Raw genomic sequence first — 1,895 nt, forward strand, 5'->3', positions numbered from 1 at the left:
CCGCACCGGTTCGTCCGGTGCGGGGCCCTTCGGCGTGCGCAGGGAGTGGGGCGGGCTACTTGAGCGCCTGCGCCAGCTCGGCCAGCTCCTCGTAGGAGGCGGTGCCGGTGAGCAGGGCGGTCCCGGGGCCGGTCTGCACGGCCAGCGCGCGCTCCTTCTCGCCCCGCACCCGGTCCCAGGTGCGGCCGGCCACCTCGGAGGTGCCGTCCGGCTTGGCGCCCTTCACGTAGTCGGCCAGCAGGGAGTCGCGCGGCACGTCGCTCTGCTCGACCGCCGCGTACTGGCCGGAGGGGGTCACGAAGCCCAGGTGCCAGGCGTTGCCCCTGCCGTTGTTCTGGTCGGCCGGCCGGTAGGCGACCGAGGTGGCCCGCCACTCCCCCGGCAGCCCCTCCGGGGACAGCAGCGGGTACGGCGCGGCACGCTTGGCGGAGGCCGCCTCCACCCTGTACCCGACCACGCGCACCGGGTCGCCGCCGTTGCCGTGCGGGAGGAACAGGTACCCGATCCCGACGACGAAACCGACCGCCAGCATCGACAGGACCATGTCCCGTACGGTCTGCCGACCCCTCATGCCCTTGCTGTCTGCTGCCACCCCCACATGGTGACTCATCCACATCTCCGGGCGTCCACCAGGGGTGTCCACGTATAGGTGAAAGGGGACGAACCGGTGGTTTCCTCCACAGGGCAGCGACCCGCGCCACAGACAGTCATCTCGTGGGCAGATACGATCGCAGAACCCTCACCACGGCGTTCGACCAGGCAGTAGTCGGGCGCTCACTGGCCGTCGCGTACAGAGAGGTAACGACGATGACCACGCAGTACCCGCACCACCTTCCCAGTGCCCTGGAGGTCGCGCCCGAGGCTCCCGACCGGAACCTCGCGCTCGAACTCGTCCGGGTCACCGAGGCAGCCGCGATGGCCGCCGGCCGGTGGGTCGGACGTGGCGACAAGAACGGCGCGGACGGCGCCGCCGTCAAGGCGATGCGCACCCTCGTCTCGACCGTCTCGATGAACGGCGTCGTCGTCATCGGCGAGGGCGAGAAGGACGAAGCCCCGATGCTCTACAACGGCGAGCGGGTCGGCGACGGCACCGGCGCCGAGTGCGACGTCGCGGTCGACCCGGTGGACGGCACCACGCTGACCGCCAAGGGCATGAACAACGCGGTGGCCGTGCTGGCCGTCGCCGACCGCGGCACCATGTTCGACCCCAGCGCCGTGTTCTACATGGACAAGCTGGTGGCCGGCCCCGAGGCGGCCGAGTTCGTCGACATCACCGCCCCGGCGGCGGTCAACATCCGCCGGGTCGCCAAGGCCAAGGGCAGCGCCGTCGAGGACGTCACCGTCGTCGTGCTCGACCGCCCGCGCCACGACGGCCTGGTCCGGGAGATCCGCGAGGCGGGCGCCCGGATCAAGTTCATCTCGGACGGCGACGTGGCCGGCGCCATCATGGCCGCCCGCGAGGGCACCGGCGTCGACCTGCTGATGGGTGTCGGCGGCACCCCGGAGGGCATCATCGCGGCCTGCGCGATGAAGTGCATGGGCGGCGTGATCCAGGGCCGGCTGTGGCCCAAGGACGACGCCGAGCGGCAGAAGGCCCTGGACGCCGGCCACGACCTGGACCGGGTGCTCACCACGGACGACCTGGTCAGCGGCGAGAACGTGTTCTTCGTCGCCACCGGCATCACCGACGGCGAGCTGCTGCGCGGCGTGCACTACCGCTCGGAGACCGCCACCACCAGCTCCCTGGTGATGCGCTCCAAGAGCGGCACCATCCGCGAGATCAACTCCACCCACAAGCTCTCGAAGCTGCGGGCGTACAGCGCGATCGACTTCGACCGCGCCAACTGAGGTCCACGAGAGCGCACTTCGCGGCCCCGGCGGGATCCCCCTCCGCC

2 protein-coding genes are annotated in these 1,895 nt (G+C 71.3%); one reads left to right on the forward strand and one right to left on the reverse strand.

Features of this window, described 5'->3' with window-relative positions:
* Window positions 1–55: 55 nt before the first annotated feature.
* Window positions 56–592: a DUF4245 domain-containing protein gene (locus tag ACFU7Y_RS43560; RefSeq protein WP_308020271.1), complete on the reverse strand. Its 537-nt coding sequence runs from the start codon at window positions 590–592 to the stop codon at window positions 56–58.
* Window positions 593–807: 215 nt separating this feature from the next.
* Here ACFU7Y_RS43560 and glpX point away from each other — a divergent pair, with 215 nt between their 5' ends.
* Window positions 808–1,848: a class II fructose-bisphosphatase gene (gene glpX, locus ACFU7Y_RS43565; protein WP_224283188.1), complete on the forward strand. Its 1,041-nt coding sequence runs from the start codon at window positions 808–810 to the stop codon at window positions 1,846–1,848.
* Window positions 1,849–1,895: the final 47 nt, after the last annotated feature.

Source organism: Kitasatospora sp. NPDC057542, assembly GCF_042801945.1.
Taxonomy (GTDB): domain Bacteria; phylum Actinomycetota; class Actinomycetes; order Streptomycetales; family Streptomycetaceae; genus Kitasatospora.

Bases quoted from the DNA above. Each gene is read 5' to 3' on its own strand.
- glpX (WP_224283188.1), top strand. From the start codon at position 808: ATGACCACGCAGTACCCGCACCACCTTCCCAGTGCCCTGGAGGTCGCG.